23 protein-coding genes are annotated in these 20,243 nt (G+C 32.3%); 15 read left to right on the top strand and 8 right to left on the bottom strand.

What is annotated here, in order from left to right; genetic code table 11:
* Window positions 1-14: 14 nt before the first annotated feature.
* The 5 genes from LD272_RS05750 to LD272_RS05730 all read right to left on the bottom strand — a co-directional run bounded on the left by LD272_RS05750 (window position 15) and on the right by LD272_RS05730 (window position 3,343).
* Window positions 15-947 carry a hypothetical protein gene (locus LD272_RS05750; protein WP_226035639.1) on the bottom strand — a complete coding sequence of 311 codons (933 nt, stop codon included), beginning with the start codon at window positions 945-947 and terminating at the stop codon, window positions 15-17.
* Between the two features lie 185 nt (window positions 948-1,132).
* Window positions 1,133-1,624, bottom strand: coding sequence for a hypothetical protein (locus LD272_RS05745; protein WP_226035638.1), 492 nt, complete (start codon window positions 1,622-1,624; stop codon window positions 1,133-1,135).
* Window positions 1,578-1,787, bottom strand: coding sequence for a DUF7394 family protein (locus LD272_RS05740; protein ID WP_226035637.1), 210 nt, complete (start codon window positions 1,785-1,787; stop codon window positions 1,578-1,580). Before LD272_RS05740 ends, LD272_RS05745 begins: the two co-directional genes overlap by 47 nt.
* Before the next feature lie 16 nt (window positions 1,788-1,803).
* Window positions 1,804-2,799 (bottom strand): hypothetical protein, encoded by a 996-nt coding sequence (locus tag LD272_RS05735; protein WP_226035636.1) that lies wholly within the window; start codon window positions 2,797-2,799, stop codon window positions 1,804-1,806.
* A 118-nt stretch (window positions 2,800-2,917) separates the two neighbouring features.
* Complete coding sequence (locus LD272_RS05730; RefSeq protein WP_226035635.1) at window positions 2,918-3,343, bottom strand: helix-turn-helix domain-containing protein; 426 nt, start codon at window positions 3,341-3,343, stop codon at window positions 2,918-2,920.
* A 145-nt stretch (window positions 3,344-3,488) separates the two neighbouring features.
* Between LD272_RS05730 and LD272_RS05725 the strand changes: the two genes are divergently transcribed.
* The gene (locus LD272_RS05725; RefSeq protein WP_226035634.1) at window positions 3,489-3,644 is read left to right on the top strand and encodes a hypothetical protein; all 156 of its coding nucleotides are present in this window, start codon (window positions 3,489-3,491) and stop codon (window positions 3,642-3,644) included.
* On the opposite strand, the gene LD272_RS05720 is transcribed toward LD272_RS05725, so the two are convergent.
* The 3 genes from LD272_RS05720 to LD272_RS05710 form a co-directional block, all read right to left on the bottom strand.
* On the bottom strand, window positions 3,619-4,167 hold the full coding sequence (locus LD272_RS05720; RefSeq protein ID WP_226035633.1) for a M23 family metallopeptidase: 549 nt from the start codon (window positions 4,165-4,167) through the stop codon (window positions 3,619-3,621). The genes LD272_RS05725 and LD272_RS05720 overlap by 26 nt on opposite strands.
* Window positions 4,168-4,344: 177 nt before the next feature.
* The gene (locus LD272_RS05715; RefSeq protein ID WP_226035632.1) at window positions 4,345-4,650 is read right to left on the bottom strand and encodes a hypothetical protein; all 306 of its coding nucleotides are present in this window, start codon (window positions 4,648-4,650) and stop codon (window positions 4,345-4,347) included.
* Window positions 4,651-4,656: 6 nt separating this feature from the next.
* A complete protein-coding gene (locus LD272_RS05710) occupies window positions 4,657-5,718 on the bottom strand; it encodes a ParM/StbA family protein (protein WP_226035631.1) in 1,062 nt (353 codons plus the stop codon).
* Window positions 5,719-5,886: 168 nt separating this feature from the next.
* On the opposite strand from LD272_RS05710, the gene LD272_RS05705 reads away from it, so the two are divergent.
* The 14 genes from LD272_RS05705 (at window position 5,887) to LD272_RS05640 (ending at window position 20,226) form a co-directional block, all read left to right on the top strand.
* Window positions 5,887-6,111, top strand: coding sequence for a helix-turn-helix transcriptional regulator (locus LD272_RS05705; RefSeq protein WP_226035630.1), 225 nt, complete (start codon window positions 5,887-5,889; stop codon window positions 6,109-6,111).
* A gap of 131 nt (window positions 6,112-6,242) precedes the next feature.
* Window positions 6,243-6,419, top strand: coding sequence for a hypothetical protein (locus LD272_RS05700; protein WP_226035629.1), 177 nt, complete (start codon window positions 6,243-6,245; stop codon window positions 6,417-6,419).
* A gap of 33 nt (window positions 6,420-6,452) precedes the next feature.
* Window positions 6,453-8,957: a hypothetical protein gene (locus LD272_RS05695; protein WP_226035628.1), complete on the top strand. Its 2,505-nt coding sequence runs from the start codon at window positions 6,453-6,455 to the stop codon at window positions 8,955-8,957.
* Between the two features lie 224 nt (window positions 8,958-9,181).
* Complete coding sequence (gene hbs, locus LD272_RS05690; protein WP_226035825.1) at window positions 9,182-9,475, top strand: non-specific DNA-binding protein Hbs; 294 nt, start codon at window positions 9,182-9,184, stop codon at window positions 9,473-9,475.
* 19 nt (window positions 9,476-9,494) lie between these two features.
* Window positions 9,495-10,145, top strand: a complete 651-nt coding sequence (locus LD272_RS05685; RefSeq protein ID WP_226035627.1) for a PhoH family protein — start codon at window positions 9,495-9,497, stop codon at window positions 10,143-10,145.
* Between the two features lie 88 nt (window positions 10,146-10,233).
* On the top strand, window positions 10,234-11,148 hold the full coding sequence (locus LD272_RS05680) for an HNH endonuclease (protein WP_226035626.1): 915 nt from the start codon (window positions 10,234-10,236) through the stop codon (window positions 11,146-11,148).
* 74 nt (window positions 11,149-11,222) lie between these two features.
* On the top strand, window positions 11,223-11,423 hold the full coding sequence (locus LD272_RS05675; protein ID WP_226035625.1) for a YonK family protein: 201 nt from the start codon (window positions 11,223-11,225) through the stop codon (window positions 11,421-11,423).
* A gap of 12 nt (window positions 11,424-11,435) precedes the next feature.
* Entirely contained in the window at window positions 11,436-12,692 is a 1,257-nt protein-coding gene (locus tag LD272_RS05670; protein ID WP_226035624.1) for a hypothetical protein, read from the top strand.
* A gap of 317 nt (window positions 12,693-13,009) precedes the next feature.
* Window positions 13,010-13,291, top strand: coding sequence for a hypothetical protein (locus LD272_RS05665; protein ID WP_226035623.1), 282 nt, complete (start codon window positions 13,010-13,012; stop codon window positions 13,289-13,291).
* Between the two features lie 445 nt (window positions 13,292-13,736).
* Window positions 13,737-14,066 carry a hypothetical protein gene (locus tag LD272_RS05660; protein ID WP_226035622.1) on the top strand — a complete coding sequence of 110 codons (330 nt, stop codon included), beginning with the start codon at window positions 13,737-13,739 and terminating at the stop codon, window positions 14,064-14,066.
* Between the two features lie 208 nt (window positions 14,067-14,274).
* The gene (locus LD272_RS05655) at window positions 14,275-15,300 is read left to right on the top strand and encodes a YonG family phage-derived protein (RefSeq protein ID WP_226035621.1); all 1,026 of its coding nucleotides are present in this window, start codon (window positions 14,275-14,277) and stop codon (window positions 15,298-15,300) included.
* A gap of 33 nt (window positions 15,301-15,333) precedes the next feature.
* Window positions 15,334-17,148 (top strand): terminase, encoded by a 1,815-nt coding sequence (locus LD272_RS05650; RefSeq protein ID WP_226035620.1) that lies wholly within the window; start codon window positions 15,334-15,336, stop codon window positions 17,146-17,148.
* A 29-nt stretch (window positions 17,149-17,177) separates the two neighbouring features.
* Window positions 17,178-18,653: a hypothetical protein gene (locus LD272_RS05645; protein WP_226035619.1), complete on the top strand. Its 1,476-nt coding sequence runs from the start codon at window positions 17,178-17,180 to the stop codon at window positions 18,651-18,653.
* Between the two features lie 22 nt (window positions 18,654-18,675).
* A complete protein-coding gene (locus LD272_RS05640; protein WP_226035618.1) occupies window positions 18,676-20,226 on the top strand; it encodes a DUF8531 domain-containing protein in 1,551 nt (516 codons plus the stop codon).
* Window positions 20,227-20,243: the final 17 nt, after the last annotated feature.

Here is a 20,243-nt window from a genome sequence, read left to right as displayed (position 1 = left end):
ATTTATCCTCCTTTTTACTTTCCGTGATTCCTACTCATACGAGTATTTGGCTTAGTTATAACTACAGGTTTGCCGATATCCATAAACTTCTTGAAAGCAATAGCTGAATTCTTTGTTATTCCATGACCTAGTTTATAACCATCTTTAACTTTATTTGTTGACTTCTTAACCTGACTACCTAGCTCCATAATGCTTTGACCATGATTCATTTGTCTATGGAGAATATTTGGCGGATCAACTAACCGATAAAAACCACCTATGACCATTAATATTTTAATTAACGAACCAGTAGTCGTAGGAGGTGTCGGTACTCCATATATAAATAATCCAATTAATAGTAGGTAAAAAGCATATACAATTTGAACGAGTGATTTATCTTTCAAATTAGCCCACCATTGTTTGAATAGGTGGTTGTAAGAATTAAATATCCAAGCTACACCTGCCATTGGTGCTAATACGGACAATGTGAGTATGTCAAAGAATCTTTTCGCATTCTTTAATAGTATAGGGATAGCTACACCTATCATAACAATGTTAAATAGTAATAAGACGAATAAGTCAAAAGGTGCTACGGCTTCTTCTAATACATTTGTCATACTATGAGAACTTAATCCAATTATCTTTTCTGATACCCAATTTAATGCTTGGAATCCTTTCTTAAATAGATAAGGAACAATAGTGCTTAGTCCTGCAACTATAAACCATCTTTTAGCAATAGTCTGAATATCCATCGATTCTTTTTTACACATTCGTTTCATGCCTTCAATTGAAGTTAGTATAGTTACAACACTGATTGCTATAAGACTAAATAAATATGTTGTATTGTCAAACCAAGTATTATCAAATATCCATAATGGTGTTTTTAAAATTAGTGCTGTTATAATTTCGTAAGTCGAAGCCATCCAATCAAACGTTAACGCTGGTAGGTTTTCTTTAATATTTTTCATCCAATCAAAGGCATCTCCTATAGTTGCGAAAACTCGTTTAATACTTTCCCAAACAGATTCGTCAACAAATGATGGTGACTTATACGTATCTACATTTTTATCAAAGAAGGAATTAGCGTAGGCTTTGTCAGTAAATGCGGTAAGAAATGTTGTGGATACTACTGCGAACGGAATAATTGTGGTTTTTAGAATAGTCCTTCTAAGTGTCCTAAGTTTCCGAAGAGGATTGTTCCTAGATACCATATGGAAAAGGTGACTGGGATTGCTATCATTACCTGAATGAATCCGCTTATTATGTCTGACCTCCACTCTTTTGCGAATTGTTTCTTTCTTAACATTCTCATTATCCCTGCTAGAGACAGGAATACCATACTTGCCCCTGCCCCTATTGCTACAGTTGCTACTGCGATTGCTAACCCGTAATCCATTATCTTGTTTGGATCGAAAAGTATATTTGTATCCGTTACTGGTGCTGCTAATACCATTTCTGGAATCAACATTGTTCCCAACATTAACGGTAATATTCCTACTTTGTTTAGTTTGCCTATATTCTTTCTTCTCACCTCCTGTTTTAGATTTTGTTGAATAAAAACTTTGTTATTAAATTGAATCGGATGGAATGGCTTATAATTAAGACCCTGATCTAAGTCTTTTGCCGAGATTACTAATTTTGTCATCGTTGGAGTCCTCCTTTATTTCTTTTTTCTCCTTACCTACCTTCACCTTTTTATTTCTTGGCTCAATTTCCACTTCATCTAACCAATTAAAAGCTGTAACTAATGCGTAACCTGCACTACATAAAACTGCAACTCCACCCAATGTAATTAATGGTGTAATCATTTTAAATTCCTCCTTATTAGTTTGCTACTTTATTCAAAATATCACTTGCCATAAATTCAAACTTAGCCCGATTTTTATAATCTGTTTTAAAGTTTCTATCTGCGTGTCTAGAGATAGCATTTATAATACCGTAATAATTTTCTTGTGGTTCTTGAGAATACATATCCATTAATGAACTAACATGGTGCTGACCTAATTTATATCTACTACTAATACGATTAAATTCTTCTTTGGGGTTCTTAACTTCAATGTTTTTTGTTCTCTCAAATAATTTGATACTATTGTTTGATTGATCAACCGCCTTTTCAATACCACTATTTAAACTATTCCTTCTTGCAAAAGGACTGAAATCATTTCCACGTTTATGAAATATTTCTTTATTATCTTCATCTCCAATCAAACCCATCATTCCATTACTACAAACTTGACGATAGACTAAACTATTAAGTCCAATACCATTTGATCCAATCTCACTATTAGTTATTTCGATACCACCTTGAACAATATCATAATCTATTCCATTTTCATGAGCCATCCCCATATTTGAATCTACATCATTTAACATTAATCTAATTCTTGTATGCTCATCATCTTTGTTGAGTATCTTCACATCGTAATCTAATTCGTTATCAACTAGATAATCGTTAACAAGATTGAATAAATCATAATCATCAAATTTCTTATAATTCATTCCAACAAACCCTTTAATACGATTGCCTTGAACAGTTCTCATTTTCATCATTCTGTCATCTCCACTTAGGAAATGATTAAACTGACTAGATACTAGGTCATACCTTCCTTCATTTACTAATGTTTTCATGTGGCTGTGGTTTAATTTATAAAGATTGCATAATTTCTTAATAGTAACCTCGGAAGGATTAAATTCCCCATACGTTCGTGATTGGATTATTCCGTCATCTCTCATATTCAATGTGTTTAATGATAAGTCAATATCTTCACGATCATTTTCAATTTCTTCCATCTCTTTCAAAACATCGTCCAAAGTTTTCATTTATAAAACCTCCATAATGTTTTTGATAATTTTCTTAATTTTATTATATTTAATCATATGGGCGAATGTGCTTGTCTTATTACAACTAAATAAAAAAAGAAGACTAAGTTGATTAAACTTAATCTTCTTCTACAATATATAAACAATCCTGTAACTTTGGACATCCAAGTATTATCCATATCTTAATAAATAATTCCATTCTTGGCTGAGATTTATTATTCCATATCTTACTAACATTAGGAGGTTTCATGTCTAACTGATCAGCCACTTGCTTAATAGTAATATTCTGATTTTTAGAAATTTCCTTAAATCTATTTTTAATTATTGAGTTTTTATCAATGTCTTGAATTAATAAAGGGTTAATATCATCAAAATGGCTAAACTCTTCCACCTTAGAAATAATAAATCCTCTTACTATCTCTTCAATTGTATAATCATTTGGTTTATCAGGAGATTTAATTTGATTATTTAAATTTAACCAAGTGATTATTCGTTCTATACTCTCATATGTTTCATCCTTTAAATTAATTTTTAATTCCTTCATGAATACACCTCTTTTATTTTGGACATAATATAATTAGAAAGGGATGATAAAACAATGGAAGAGAAAGACATTGAACAAATTATTCAAGAATTAGCAGATAAAGGACGTAAAGGATAATAATATATATGAAATGGAGTGATCGGATATGTTTTTTGATTTCGATAAAGCAGTTCCTAAATATGAGGAAAAATTACGTGAGATTGAATATTTAGTCATGCATGATTTAAAAGACACTGGTGTAACTAAAGACCAAATGTATAAAACATTGGAAGTGCTCAAAAGATATAAGGTAGTAGATTAATCATGTTTATTTTTAAATCCAATAAAGAATTGCCAAAACTATCCATCGCTTGATTGAATATTTCTGTATGGTCTAACTTGCTAAAATTGCCTACTTGAAAGTTATCTGAAAATTCTTGTAGTTTATCCATATTCTGAATCAGGGGAATATATGGTTCTGGATTAATGTAATCTCCATTAATATCCTTTAGTCCAAAGTGAAGATGATATCCACCGTTCTGCCCAAAAGTTGCACCAGTGTTTCCTGAATAACCTAATAATTCTCCAACTTCAACGCTATCTCCTTTGTGAACAATTGTCTTATTCATATGTGCATATATTCCAGTCATTCCATTTTCAAATTTAACAAAGACAGCTTTACCCCAACTAGTTCCATTATCAACCATGATAACTCTATCCACTACTCCATCCATAATCGACCTCAACTCAGTATCTCGTGGGAAGGCAAAATCAACTCCCTTGTGGATGTGATCTCGGAAAGAATCGTCTGCATTAAATTTTGAAGTAATCGGAAATTTAGTCAAAAAATCACCCCCTTCTGACACCCCAAATCATACCCAATTTAGACGCTAATCAGTTTCGTTTTTCCCGAAATTCCCTCAAATACATATACTAAAATCCCTGTAAAATAAGGGTTTTATTCCTATTTTCCCTAAAATTAATGGGAAAAACGGAAATTGGGAAAATAGGGAAAAACGGAATCAAAATTCATCTAATCGATTTTCCAACTCCTCTTTTTTCACCTCTTTTTTCTCCAATTTTACATTTGAAAAATCTTGTTCATTTTTTGAGGTATTACTTTGTATTACTTTGTCATACCCTGATTCTGGACGTACATATTCTTCAACAATCCTCCCAGACTTTTGTAGTTTCCGATATTTGATTCCATCCCTAGCCAATTCTTTTATTATGTGAGAGAAGGTGAGTCTCTTTTCGAATTGTTTTATATAATTATCTAAATCAGCATCTTTACTCGGACTCATATAAACTGTTCTTCTCGTCTTCATTACCACTTACCTCCCAATCTTTACAGATACCCTTTTACTTTTCTCATTTTTCATAACCTGACGTAATGCAAACCATCTTAGTCCCTGAGCATTAGCATATCTATTTAAGAATATTTTCTGTACATTACGTTGCTCGAATGCTTGTAATAGATAAGGCTTAAGAATTTCTGCTCCTCCACCTGTGATTATTAAACTGGTAATAAAACTCCATGAATGGATGAATGTTTTATCTAACAGAGATATAATGTTATTTGCATGATCTTTAAATGCCATATCTATCAATGGCTTAATATCAATACCCTTTATCTCACCTTTTTCAATAACCTGTGGCAACTTTCCGTCTGGTATAATAATTCCATATTTATCATGTAAAACTTCTGCAATTTTAAAATAAGCCTCAAACATCCCATCATTCGTATGGTCAGTGAGTGCAGGTTGTTCTTTCATGGCATCAATAGTTAGTATGTTTAATGTTCTTGCACCAATATCTACGACAACATTAAAACCTGCAGCAAGTTTCTCATCTTTTATTCCACCCTGTTCATTTAAAATTTTATAACAAAAACTACCGAATGATTGTTTCTTAATTAACACATCCTTTACGTGGATACTTCTATTGTGAAAATTAATTCCATCATAAGAAATTCTTAAGTCATGATCACCTTTTATAATATTGGTTAACAATTCTCTTCTTTCTTGAGTATCGTACCGGATAGGTAAATTCATAGCTAACATATCAATAACCTCAAATGATTCTGTGTTCATCATTCCTAGAATTGTTTTAGCTAAAATAGGAAACCTATCATCAGCATGTTTATTTTCTCCACCTATCCATTTAATCTGAGGATCTAACTTAGCTGCGTAATCTCCTATTGTATATTTTTCTCCATTTACTTCTGATGCGATGTAGATTGTTTTATCTTTATTATTATTTAGAGAGAATTCATTACTAGGATTTGGCTTAAACGATGTAACATGAGATGAAATATGGTGTGGTGCATCATCGTTACCGACATATTTAGTATCTCCATACCCGTCATCCATCACTTTTACATTTAACTTAACCATTATAAAACCTCCCAAATGTATTATGTTTGTATTACTTACTCACACTAAAGTAATACTTATTAGAGAGTATATGCAGGAAGTTGCAATTATGCAACTAAAATAAATATTTGTTTGTATGAGGATAATTCTATATAATAAAAACACAATTAGAAATGGTGGTAAATAAAAATGAAGCAATACGTATATAGCAAATTAGATGATTATTTAAAATCGATTAATAAAAATCAATCTTGGTTAGCAAAAGAATTAAAAGTAAATAAATCAACAGTTTATCGTTGGTGCAAAAATGATGAATCAGGACAAGCAACCAATACACCAAATGTTTTATATTTAATTAAGTTATTAAGAGTGTTAGATTGTACTGTTGAAGAAATATTTGAACTAATTGAATAAAACACTTGACAAATTATATAAATATTATTATACTATAATTAGGGTTATTGTTATGTGGGCAAGAATATTTTTTGAAATATATAAATAAAATTACACTATAATAGATTGAAAGATAAGGAGGTTAACGTTGCTTGAGACACGACGACCAAGATAGCATTAATGAAAAGTTTGACTCGTTTATAAGACGAACTCATACATACGAAGAAAATAGTTTCACAGATTGTTATGAAAGATTCTATGATGGCGGATGCAGCTACGAAGACAAAGACGAATTAGATAGCTTGATTGAATATTACAACAATAGATAAGGAGGAATGTTTAAATTTGGGTGATGTCATAATATGAAAAAATACCTTAGTACACAAGTACATATTTATAGTTTAGATACATCTGCTTTTTATAATTATAGTGAACAAAAGCTACATAATAAACTTAGAAAAGTCTATCGGTATCGAGATCATTTAAAAGGATTAAAAGAAACAAATCCTAAACATAGAAGATATGCTAATCAAAGAATTAAGAGAATTAAAGAATCTTTATACATAGAATTTAATATTAACACGGAAACTCGTCACCTAAACTGCGACCACTTAAGAGAAAATAATATTATTTCAATTTTTGACTCTGTATTAACAAGAACATTAGGAATCAAAGAGAGCGAATTGACTGAAGATATAATTGTAATCCAGACTTACTACTTTGGTGTTTTGGAAGATTTAATTAAAAACGGATTCATACATAATGGTAAACAATACGTGTATTTCTCGTCTAGTGCAGGGCAAATAAGAACAAAGAAAAGCGTTTGGATTGAAAAATCTATATGGGATAATCACAAAGATACGTTAATGTGTGGCTTAAGTGTAGAAGGAATTAATAATCAAGGTGGAGCGAATGTCAATAAGTATTTAGCTTATCTAGCATTAACAAATAGTGCATCTTTAGAGATGAAAGACTTTGACATTAACAAATCAATAGTTGTAGATGATATGGAAACCAATGTTAACAGCTTAGTTGATTATATCGACAGAGACACCTATGAGATCACACGTCAAACAATGGATATACCAATAGAACATACCGATGGTTGCGGAATGATACTGCCAAAGAAATCTAAAAAAGCGTTTATGGTAAGACTACCTTTTCTAAAAGGATTATTAGTCCCTTTCCCTTTTGATAAATTTGCAGAAGAAAATAACTCTCATATTGTAAAGGACATTTACGGTAAAGAGTGGAATGTTCAAAAGGATGATATTGAGATTATTTTTACTAAGTCTCAATTTAAAATGTGGAAACATTACAAAGACTGGGAGGATTATAAATCTAATTTTATTAAACACAATTGTCAGGCTGCTAAATTAAATGAAGAGGAATATATCTTTCCTGATGCTAAATTAAATTATCAGATACTTCAAACATTAACAGACATTACTGATGATGAAATCAAAGAGATTAGTGAAGACACTATTCAGGATATTCTAACCGTCGGATCTGATAAGGATACAATGTTAAGGATATTGGGTGCAACAGAATCTAATAGGCATAAGAATAGTTTTCAAGAAGCCTTGCATATTTATCCTGAATTATTAAATGATATTCACGCTAAAGAAGTAATCAAAAACAAAAAGAAATCAATGGTTAAGGATGCTAAGTCAGGAAAATTAAACGTTGATGGCAAATACACATTTATCTGTCCAGACCTATACGCTGTATGCGAATACTTATTCTTAGGTGATGAAAATCCAAAAGGACTATTGACAGACACTAATGTTTATTGTGATTTATTTGAAGAAGGAAAAGTTGATTGTTTACGAAGTCCTCATTTATATAGAGAACATGCGGTCAGAAACAATACATTAGATGAGAATATGAAAGATTGGTTTATAACTAATGGATTATACACAAGTATCCATGATCCAATCAGTAAGATGCTGCAATTCGATGTGGATGGAGATAAATCGTTAGTAATAAGTAATCCTACTATTGTCGAAGTAGCTGAAAGAAATATGTATAACGTTGTTCCTATATATTATGAAATGGCAGTTGCACCAAAACAAGAAATCAATGGTGATAACATTTACAATAGCTTAATCCTTGCCTTTCGTGCTAATATAGGTGAAATTTCAAATAACATTACAAAGATATGGAATAGTGATGATATTAATTTAGATGTAATTAAATGGTTATGTATGGAGAATAACTTTGTTATAGATTATGCGAAGACTCTTTATATGCCCAAGCGACCAAAGCATGTAAATGAGATGATATCGAAACATATAAAGAAGAAAGTCCCTAATTTCTTTAGATATGCCAAAGACAAAGAAAAGAGAAATGTAGAAAAAATTAATAATAGTGTAGTTAACAGATTAGAAAACATTATTCCGAATAAGAGAATAAATTTCAAATCTGTTGCTGGTGATTTCGATTATTTAAACTTAGTTCACCAATCAAATGTGCAAATTAACGAGGATATTATAAATAAATATACTTATTTAGATAGACGCAAGAAGTGGTTAATGAATAGCAAAAATGAATTAAATAGAAGTGATAGTTTGCATATATACAAATTTATTCATGACGAATTAGTGCACTTTTATGGGGACGCAGGTTACATAACAGATGTGTTAACTAAGCATTTATATAGGGATAGAAACAGTAAAAACAAAACAACTTTGTGGGAATCGTTTGGGGATGAGTTGTTATTAAATTTAAAGGACAGCATTAGAGATACAATCCAATGTATGGGGTGCGGTGAGAGAATACAATATCAAAGGAATAAGCGATATTGCAATAGTTGTTTGACTATGAGAGAACGAAGGAGAGTTAAGGAATATAGAGAAAAAAAATGAACGATGATTACACGCTTGTAATGGTTGATACGACAACATTCTCTCTTAGTAACAAATTTTGAAATCGCTAAACGCTTACTCTAACAAGGGATTTGGGGTTTTGAGATAATCCCCTTTAAAGGAACAAGAAGGTTAATGTACACGTAGAAGGATTAGTACTGTCCCCCGTCTTTATTGTTAAAAAATTTTTTATATAAATAAAATTACCATATAATACAATCAGAATAAAAGGAGATGATCGTTTGAATAAAACCGATCTAATTAATTCAGTAGCAGAAAAAAGCGAGTTATCTAAGAAGGATTCTACATTAGCAGTCGATGCTTTATTTGAAACAATTACAGAATCATTAAGCGATGGAGAATCTGTAAAGGTAATCGGATTTGGAAACTTCTCAACTAGCGAACGTGCTGCTCGTAAAGGTAGGAATCCAAGTACAGGAGACGAGATTGAGATTTCTGCGACTACTGTTCCTAAATTTAAGCCGGGTAAAGCACTAAAAGACGCAGTAAAGTCATAACCACTAAGGAGAGAAAGCAATGCCATTACACGGCAACAATATGCTCTTCGGATATCGAGAAAAGTTAACAGATGAACAATTTGAATATGTCAATTCAATCTTAGACAATCAATTAACTATTACAAATAGTAAGAGTGGTACGGGGAAAACTACATTAGCAGTAGCTTGTGCAAAAATGTTAGGTAAAGACTTACTTTATACATTCGCACCATGCGAGGAAAATAAGCTAGGATTTACACCCGGAGATGTTGAAGAAAAGGAAGAAAAATACATACAACCTTTAAAAGACGCTTTAATTGAGATAGGCGAAATGCCTGATAAGGTTATTGCGTTTAAAGAGAATGTTGACAATATTAAAAATGGGAATACGTGGGTTGAAGCAAAATCTCATGTATTTGCTAGAGGTACAAATATAAAAAATAAAACGGTGATTATCGATGAGGCACAGAACTTTTTAAAATCAGATTTAAAGAAGCTTCTTACTCGTATTCATGACAGTTGTACAGTTATTATGATTGGTCATACAGGTCAAATAGACTTAGAGAATCCTAACGCTAGTGGATTTGAACCATACATAGAACATTTTCGTAAAAAGGATTATTGCAAAGTTGTAAATCTTCATTGGAATTTTAGAGGGAAGTTAGCCTCAGACGCAGACGATTTAATTTAATATATATGCTATTGACTGTATCTCAATGAGCACTACTAGACAACTAGACTGTTTATCTATGTGTCACTTTTTAATAGGAGGATACATATTGACGAAAAAGTTAAGTTATGAATTTGTAGAGAAGTTCTTTAGTGATAATGGGTGCGAATTAATTGATAAGGCGTATATAGATGCACGCACACCAATGAAATACAGATGTTCTTGTGGAAACAAATCAAAGATTAGATTCGATGATTTTAGGCGTGGGAAAAGGTGTAGGCAATGCGGTTCTGCAAAAGTTGGGAAATCCAATCAAACGCCATATGAAGAAGCAGAGCGTATTTTTGAAGAACAAGGGTACAAGATTGAAAGAGTAGAGAATAGAAATAGAAGACTAATTTATTTTTATACTTGTCCTAAAGGTCATAAAGACTATATGTATTTAACATCTTTTAAAAAAGGTCATAGGTGCAGACAATGTGCTATAGAAGAAAGAGGAAATAAATATCGCCTAGATATAAGTGTTGTAAGTAAAATTTATGAAGATGAAGGGTGCACACTTATAGGGGACTATATTAATTATGAAACTCCAGTTGAATACTTATGCTCATGCGGAAATATTGCGTTTGGCTATATCAAGGCTATGAAACAAGGAATAAAGTGTGGATGCGGATACAAATCTGGAAGTGAAAGCCCAAATTGGAATCCAAATATTTCGCAAGAAGAACGTGAGGAGAAGCGAGGTTATCCTGAGTATCATGAGTGGGTTCAAAACGTTTATGAACGTGATGACTACATATGTCAATGTTGTGGTGAACGGGGTGGCAAATTACACGCACACCACATCTATAATTACTCACAGCACAAAGATTTGAGAACCGATTTAAACAATGGGATAACGCTGTGCGATGCTTGTCATAAAGATTTCCATTATTTTTATGGGTATCAAGATAATGACGAGTTTCAAATCAAAGAGTTTATAGATGATTTTCATGAAGATATTTTACAATTAAATAATACATAACCATCCCCCACCCTGTCATTCAATGAGTGGCAGGGAAACAAAAATAAAATTGGAATAAAAGGAGAAATGATTTAATGGGTAATCCAAAATCAAAAATTGACCGTAATCTAACACTTGTCGGTCTATTGAATCTAGAAGAAGGTTTGATCACAGAAACGGTTAAGGACGTTGGAGATTTAGAATATCGTTTCTTAGAAAGATTACGAGAATTTGATGGTAAAGAAGTTACGCTTACGGTGCGAGAAAAGCAAGACATTTCTCCATCGTCTATGTAGGTTGGTGATTAGTTGATATTACCAGATAACCTAAAACGACGTGAAAATGAATCGGAAATTAAATATAAAGTTAGATTGTGTGTTGCTAAGTTAAATAAAGATGTTGATTTAGACTGGATTGAGATTAATCAAATTCTAGGATTAAATCAATCTGGCGACCACATCAGAAAATTAGCTTATGGGTATAAAGAAATCTATGATGATAATCCTGATTTATTTGAAAAGGAAATTATTGAAGATAATTCTGGTCAATTAAAGTATAAAGAAGTAACGGAAATTTTAAGTGATGGTTCTCACAGGAGTGATAAATTACTAGAGATGTCTAGTGAACAATCAAAAGATCCTGATTACCTGTTAAGGTCACATGGTTATGATCATAAGAAATGGGAAATTACTTCATCCAAATCTAGTATTTGGAATCAACATAACAAAAATGATGGTACTTTAACTTTATACTCAAGTAAGATAACTACTAAACCATTAAAACAAGGCTTTGACTATGATAAGTTTTTAGATAAAGCTAATGTTAAGATTGATCCTGTTTATAAAAGTATTGATGTTGTTGAAGGAATAGACTTATTAGAAATACCATTATATGATTTACACTTTGGCGTTAATACATACGAATACTACAAGCCTGTTCTAGAAGAAATCTCCCAAAAGATTAAAAGTAAAAAATGGGATAGGATATTCTTTATCATTGGACAAGACTTACTTCATAATAACGGGTTTTCTGGACAAACATCAAGTGGTACGCCTATTGAACAAGTGGATATGGATCAAGCTTGGGAAGATGCTTGGAGATTCTATTGTGAGTTATTAAAATTAGCTCAAGACAATGCTAATCAGGTTGATGGTAGTTACTCTATTGCAAACCATGATGATTCAATGGCATGGGCATTCGTTAAATGTTTGGAAGTTAAGTTCCCAGATATATCATTCGATACAAATAAAAAAGTTAGGAAGTCATATGTGTGGAATGGCGTATTTATTGGTTATACACACGGTCACAAAGGTGCTAACAGATTACACGAAAACTTCCTATCTGATTTTGGAAAACAAATGGCATTGGCTGATATTGTAGAAATACATAGTGGACATTTACATACTGAGAAGGCAAAAGACAAGTTCGGTGTATTAGTTAGGACGTTATCGACTAAAGGTCAGACAGATGGTTGGCATGAGGATAATGGTTTTGTAGGAGCAAATAAAAGATTTCAACTATTTGAATACTCTCCTGTATCATTAAAATCAATTTATTACATATAAACAAAGGAGTTTTCATTATATTTAAATTTCAGGAAGAAAACGAAGAAGAAGATTTCGAATGTCCACATTGTATTGCTGTTCATCAGTATTTACATAATATATTAGACGCAAATAGTCCAGAAAAATTATTAGATTTATTACACAGTTTACATGATGATGGATTTCAATCTGGGATTAGGCAAGGGTTAATAGACGATATCAATTTTAAATCTGATGTATTAGAAAAGCTTCAAGGTAAAGGAAAATTCGAATTCTAAATAAGATTATTGACTTTATGTGGTAATCCTCTATTTAACTTAACTTAGAGGAGGATTATTGTGGGAGTATTTGATAAGTATGATAATTTCATTATTGTTCCAGTAGATGAGGAAACGCCCGAAGAAGTTATCCTTCATTACGCAATATTAGCTGCAGACTGTGATGATATTAGTGAGATGGAAATGTTGATGACAGGGTTCTTTAATGAGATATCGTTAATGGTAGAAAAGCGTTTTACAATTCAAGGCTCATTACAAAATATTGAACGGATTAAAGAAATACAGACTGAGATTGAAATGTATCGTGATTATGGTGCAGAGAAAGATGATGAAGAAGATTAACATTATATGTCCTGAGTTGGTGAGGTGGGAAAGGTTACCCACGTGCCCTTGTGGTTAAAAAAGATGTGGGACACGCCGACCCACCACCAACTTAGTTTTTTATAATTGGTGTTTCACCACCATAAACGTGAGCTTTAAAATGTTGAGAGTTTGGCTGTTGTCTCTGACTAATAATACAACAGAAAATGTTAAAAAGATCTTAAATGGCACATCGTACAAAACAAACCAAATACGACTTTAGTCCTCATGGCGAATATGGGTAGCTCCCAGATGAATGTGAAGGATTATATTAATTTATAATCAGTATTGAAAGTGAAGATTGGCTTTACGCCATTAGTGTAAGAGGAGAGTTTTACTCGAAAGGTATTCTCTCCTACTCTGTCCTTTGGGTATTAATTATGGTTCAACTCCATAAAAGGGCTAATAAATGATGAGGATGATGAAGATGAGTATTAGTTTTGAAGACAGGGATTTTTTAATGAAATATTTAGATGTATTGACAAAATTGCAAGACGCTGATGTGAAAGTTAATAACGAAATTAATGATGTTGTTGCCACATTACACGAGAGTATTGGATTACATGATAATCGAAAAATAAAGTATTTATCTAAGATGTCTACTGTAAATTTACACAATGAACTTATAAAACGTGATGGTGTTGATAATTTTACGGCTAGTTCGGGAGATATTGTTATAGGTTATGTTGATGATATTGGAACTCCACGATCCGTTAGACTGTCATCACCTGCTAAAATTATTATTAATAGAGATTAATTATTAAAGATTTCATTACATCGTCTGTCTAGCCACAGACAAATCCACTCTACTTCTGTAGAGGTTCTATTTTAGATTCTTTTTAAGGCTATATAAGGTACGGACACTTGCTCTGCTTTATATAGTCCTATAAAAGAATCTTTTTATTATGTAATAAATAAAATTATCATATAAAGTAAATTAAATTGGAATGAAAGGAGTGGTGCGATTGGCTAAAAATCAAACTAAACCAAAAAAAACCTGTGCAAAATGTGAGCGTACTTTGGTAACGGAAAACAATTTTTACCAATGCACTAATTCTCCACTTTTCCCTAATAACTATTTTCATATTTGTCGTAAATGTGTTGGAGAATTGTCCGAACAAGACGATGGTTACGAAATAACATTAATGATGCTTCATGCAATGAACAAACCTTTTATACAGGGTTTATTCGATAACTCAGAATCTGTTGGTAAATACATAAGTCAAATTAATTCGTTCCCACAGTATAAAGGGTTGAGTTGGGATAACAGTGATATTGCGATTACTAGTTCTAAATCAAATAAAAACAATCAAAACAAAGAATATGAGATTATTAATAAAGATGAAGGTAAAACATTTGACAACCAAGACAAAGAAGATATTCTCAAAATGCTTGGTTATGACCCTTTTCAATATGCAAATGAAGAAGATAAACCACAAATGTATAGTATGTTGGTTAACTTTATAGATGATAGCACACTCGAAGACGGATTCAAGTTACAAGCTGTTGTTGAAATCGTTACGGGATTCAATCAAATTGATAAAATTAATAGGTCAATGACAGGTATTACAAGCAATCCTGAAGCAATGGCTACTAATTCTGGTGGAATTAAAACACTTGCAACAACAAAGAAGACGATATCAGACACTCTTGTAAAATTAGCTGAAGAAAATGGCATTTCAGTTAAACATAATAATCAGAAAAGCAAAGGTGCTGGAACACTTACTGGTATTATAAAGTCATTACAAGAAAAAGGTGTTGAACAAGCAGATGTTAATCTGTATGACATTGAAACGTCACAAGGCATGGCGCAGGTTGCTGACATTTCTAATCAAAGCATTGTGAAGCAGCTAATGTTTGATGAAAATGACTATACTCAAATGTTAATTGAACAACGTGATTTAATTCAAGAATTAGATAGCAAGGCATCTAGACTAGAAGAAGAAAACCGTCTATTAAAGAAGCAAGGGTTGTCTGTTAAGGATGATTAAACAATTTATTGCTTTTGCTAATGGAGGTTATTTATGAGTAATAATCAAAATACAATGTCACAAAGAAAATTAGATGGTTACTTAAAACTTGCGAAAATCATACAATGGGGCAGAAAAAACCCCGTAAAGTTCACGGAGCGTTTTTTGGGAGTTGAACTTTTAGATTTCCAAAAATATATATTCATGAAAAGTTGGCATACTCCTTTTGTTTTGTGGTGTATGTCACGTAACGCAGGTAAATCCACACTAGGGTCACCGTTGATTATGGCAAAAAGTTTATTGATCCCCAATTTTCAAGCTTATATATTAGCTGGGGTAGGTTCACAGTCACAAGAAATGTTTTTAAAAATAGAGAAAATTGCAAAACGTGAAATCGCCTCTTTTACGGGTTTAACAGATGTTTTTTATAATGAAACAGTTAAAAGTGCTTCTAATACGGACGGGTTCACACACAATCCTTCTTCTTTTCAATACAAGTTGTATAACGGAAGTGCAGTAAATTCCTTAAATGGTGCTGTGGATAATAATCGTTCAAAAAGATCGAATTTGAATTTTTATGATGAGAGTGGATTCGCTAGTGATGAGTTATTTCAAGTAACAATTCCTTTCACAACACAAAATAGCGATTTCTCTCTAGGTGGGGATTCGAATATCTCGTTAGCTTCTAAGAAATTTTCAAACCAGATAATACTAGCATCTTCAGCATCGTCAACTGAAACCTATTTTTACAGGCAGTATAAAGACTTTAGCCAAAAGATGTTCTTAGGAGATAAAAGATATTTCGTCGCTGATATAAGTTCTGATGTTGTTATTAACGCTACTTATAATGGGAAGTTGTATCCAGTTCCTTTACTATCTCAAGAAACTGTTGATTCTGCCATGCGTGACAATAAAGAAAAGGCTATGCGTGAGTATAAAAACATATTCACAACGGAAGGATCAGACCAACAGATTATTAAACGGGCAATGATTATCAGGAACTCAGATGTAAGACCGCCTACTCTTGCTAATGACGGCAACAGAAAGTTTGTGTTTGCTATTGACCCTGCTAGAAGCAATGATAATTCAGTGTGTACTATTGCAGAGTTAATAGATGACCCTCAAGTTGGTTGGAGAATGGAAATTTCACACAACGTATCATGGACTGACTTAGCAAAAAAAAAGAAAACACCTATTAAAACACCTGATCAAGTTAAAGACTTTAGACGAATGCTAATTGACTTTAACGGGAATAAATCTGCTGATTATGAAAATATAGACAAGATATTAATTGATTCTGGTGCAGGCGGTGGCGGTATTAACGCATGGGCAGACTCATTGTTGGACGATTGGACTGATGCTAACGGAAATAATCGTCGTGGGTTAATAGATAAAAACCATGACGAGTACAAGGTACATGCTTCAAAATATCCAAACGCATTAGATGCGGTGACTTTAATTTCTCCTAAGAAATACAAAAGAGATATGTTCGAAGCGTTAATTGAAATGATGGACTTGAATTTAATATCTTTTCCAGAAACATATGACGGTAAAGGTGAATTAACTATACCCTTAGATAATGGTGAAGTTAAAAAATACAAATTAACAGATGAGGAAATCTTATCGCTGAGTAACATAGATGTTGCTAAAGAGGAACTTGTAAGTATTTACGAATTTAAAAGCACAAACGGAAGTTCTAGGTATGATTTGCCACCTGACAAACAAAATAAAATTCACGATGATAGAGCTTACACTATTGCTATGTTGGCGTGGCATTTACAAAAATTAAGGAGAGAAAAAATAACCAAAAAAGTAAAAACTAAGACTGATATTTCAAAGTTATTTTTATTTAAACAACCTAAAATATAGCCTGTATTAGAGTACAAGGAGGTGCATGAATGCAGGACGAATTATCAAAAGAAGACCTTAAACAAGACCCTAAATCAGTCACTTTTGCTCAATTAAGTAAACTTTTATTTAATGATATTGAGAAATCAACTTCTAAATCAACGTTGACTAAAAAATATACAAAAGAACAGATTATTGGGTTTTTAGATAACCCTCAGAAAAATCAAAAACAACTACGTGACTTGAGTAACTATTTGTACAATACCAATGCAAATTATCGCAGATTAATACTTTACTTTTCAAATTTATTAACTTTCGATTATGTAGTTGACTCTGCTGATGACTTAGATAAGGACAAAGTAGAATTAGATAAATTTAAAAAACAGTATTCACAAGCAATTCAACAATTGGAGAATATGAATATTTCTCATGAGATGTTGAAGGTTTTAAAGACATCCTTTAAAGAGGATGTTTTTTATGGATATGAATATTCAACATTTGAATCCTATTTTATTCAAAAATTAAACCCAAATTATTGCAGAGTTAGTGGGTTTGAAGACGGTGTCTATACATTTGAATTTGATTTTTCTTATTTTGATAATAAAGATATATCAGTCGAGTCTTATGCTCAAGAATTTCAAAATAAGTATAAATTGTATCAGAAAAATAAGAAAAATAGGCGTTGGCAAGAAATCGATGCAAGGAATTCTATTTGTATTAAGATTAATGAGGAAGTTGAGTACCCACTACCCCCTTTCAACACTGTTTTTGAATCGGTTTATGACATTGATGAAACAAAGCGTATGCGTGTCATTAAGAATAAAATGGATAACTATATGTTGCTTACACAGTTAATTCCTGTTGATGAAAGCTCTGGCGAACCGAATAACTTTGCGATTGATTTGGATACTGCGATATCTTTTCATAATAAAGCTATACAATCATTGCCTGAAGAAGTAGGATTGGTTACTTCTCCAATGAAAATAGACGCAATTAAATTAGAGAACAAAAACAAAGATAGCGATGTCGTCGCAGAAGCTACTCGTGATTACTTTAATGACACGGGTGTCAGTCAGTATCTATTCAATAGTGATAAAGCAAGTAACTCTTCAATCAGTAAGTCAATTATCACTGATGAGCAGATTGTATTTGGTGTTCTTAGACAAATAGAAAGATGGGTAAACCGTAAACTTAAATTTTCTAATAATAAATATAAATTTAAGGTGGAATTTTTAGACACTACTATTTTTAATAAGGAAGAAGTGCAAGATAGATATTTAAAAGCTGCACAATCTGGGATGCCTGTTATACAAGAGTACGCTGCCTCGCTTGGGCTATCGCCTTCTGCACTAACATCTAAGTTAACGTTGCAAAATGACATACTAGATTTACATAGTAAATTAACTCCATTGGCTAGTTCTCACACTCAGTCAGGGAAAGATTCATCTGGTCGCCCATCAAAGTCGGATGACGAATTAGGAGAAGAAGGTTCTAAGACTCGTGAGGGTGATAAAAATGACAATTAACCGTTTAAGGAGGTGAAAATAATTGGGTAAAGATGTAGACAAGTTTATCCCTGTACTTTTTCAAAAGTTAAAAACATTTGAAGATGAAACTGAAGATACTAGATTCCTCAAAGTAAAGATTTGGCTATGCCATACAGGTGAAAACCTTAATGGTAGTTACTTTGACAAATCCATTATTGAAGATGCAATACCCTCGCTTGCTAATACACCTATTCTCGCTTTTGTCGAAGAAAATTCTGACGGTGATGAAGATTTTTCAGACCACCGTATGATTTTAGTCAAAGAAGATGATGAATTTAAAATCAAATATATTGGTCAAGCAATTGGTACAATACCAAGTGATAACAATGCACAGTTTGAGATGAGGTTGGGTGATGATGGTGTTGAAAGAGAATACCTGACTGTTGAAGGGTTGATTTGGACAAAGTGGGATGATCCTATTGATATATTTAATAGGAATCAATTCAAGTCACAATCAATGGAACTTCACGACAATTATTCTGGCGAATGGGGAGACGATAATTTATTTCATTTTACTAGTTTCCAATTCTTTGGTGCATGTGCATTAGGTGACGATGTATTACCTGCAATGCACTCAAGTACTATAGAAGCTCAATTCTCAGAGAATAAAATATTTGAAGGTATCCAAAAGAGAATGAATCAATTTAAGGACATTCTCAGTGAGACTGAAAAAGGAGGTAAAAAACAAGTGGATGAGAAATTAGAACTACTTAAAGAATATTCACTTACAGAAGAGGATTTAACGTCTAAAGAAATCAAATTAGAAGATTATTCTGTTGAACAATTGGATGAAAAATTAAAAGAAATAACTTCTTCTGACAACAAAGACTTTACACTTGTGGCAAGTCAGTTAAGAGATGAGATTCGTGCTGAACTGTACAAGGATCTCTCGGAAGACGAATGGGGGTATCATTATCATAACTATTGGTATGTTGACCATACCGACAATATGGTGATAGCAGAAGACAATAACAACCATTATCGTCTAGTTGGTTTGACGTACACTAACAGCAACGATGTTATTAGCATTGATTTTGAATCTAAGAAACGAATCAAACTTGCTTATGAAACAGTTGAAGGTGATACAGACTTTGCTTTCGATTTAGCATCTAAGGATAGAGCAGAATATGATGTAAATGTTAAAGAGAAACAGGTTGAAAGTGAATTTAAAACAAAAGTTGATGAATCTAAGACGGAATTGGATAAAATGACAAAGGATTTTTCTAATTTAGAGGAAGAAGTTAAAGATTTACGTCAATTTAAATCTACTAGACTGTCAGAAGAAAGAGCGGAACAAGAAAAAGAATTGTTTGAAAGTTTCTCTTCCGAATTAACAGAAGATGAAATAAAAGATGTTAAAGACGCTGCTCCTGATTATAGTTTAGAGGAGATTGAGGAAAAGTTATTCACCTTGGTTGGTAAAAAGAAATCCAATTTCTCTAAGCAAACTAAAAAGGATAAGCAGTCAACAATTAAAATTGGTGTAAGTCGTGATAACCACAATGATAAACCAATAGCTTATGGTGGAATATTTGAAAAATACAATAATTAGTTAAAGACATTATTCAA

The organism is Aquibacillus saliphilus (genome assembly GCF_020404745.1).
In the GTDB taxonomy this organism is placed as follows: domain Bacteria; phylum Bacillota; class Bacilli; order Bacillales; family Amphibacillaceae; genus Aquibacillus; species Aquibacillus saliphilus.
Note: the sequence above shows the minus strand (reverse complement) of the source record. Positions and strands in the feature narration are given on the sequence as shown.